Annotated in this window: 1 protein-coding gene; it reads left to right on the plus strand. The window is 75.1% G+C overall.

Annotation, left to right across the window (positions count from 1 at the left end; translation table 11 throughout):
• Window positions 1-418: hypothetical protein (locus LG396_RS38960; protein WP_225798338.1), on the plus strand; the 418-nt coding region annotated here is incomplete at both ends.

A 418-nucleotide genomic window follows, 5' to 3' on the forward strand; every position in this document is an offset into this window, starting at 1 on the left:
CTCGAACGTCACGGGCGAGGTCGCCGATGCGCAGACGGTCTGTGATCCGGAGTACTGGGTCCGGCACGTACGCGGCGCCGTCCGCTTCGCCGACGGCGTACAGGCCGCGGCCAGGACCGGCGTCTCGACGTTCGTGGAGGTCGGGCCTGCCCCCGTCCTGACCGCCATGGGACAGGAATGCCTCCCGGACGAACCCCTCCACTGGATCGCCCTCTCCCGCGCACCGCGCGACGAGGAGGCGGGCGAGGCTGCCGTCTCTGCCGCCGCCGTGCTGATGTCCGGCGTGGGCTCGGCCTACGCGGCGGGCGCGCCGGTGGATTGGCGCGCGGTCTACGGCGCGGCCCGGGCCCCGCGGGTCGCGCTGCCGACGTACGCGTTCCAGCGGCGCCGCTACTGGCTCTCCGGTCCCGTCTCCGCG

Source organism: Streptomyces aculeolatus (genome assembly GCF_020400605.1).
Classification (GTDB): Bacteria; Actinomycetota; Actinomycetes; order Streptomycetales; family Streptomycetaceae; genus Streptomyces; species Streptomyces aculeolatus.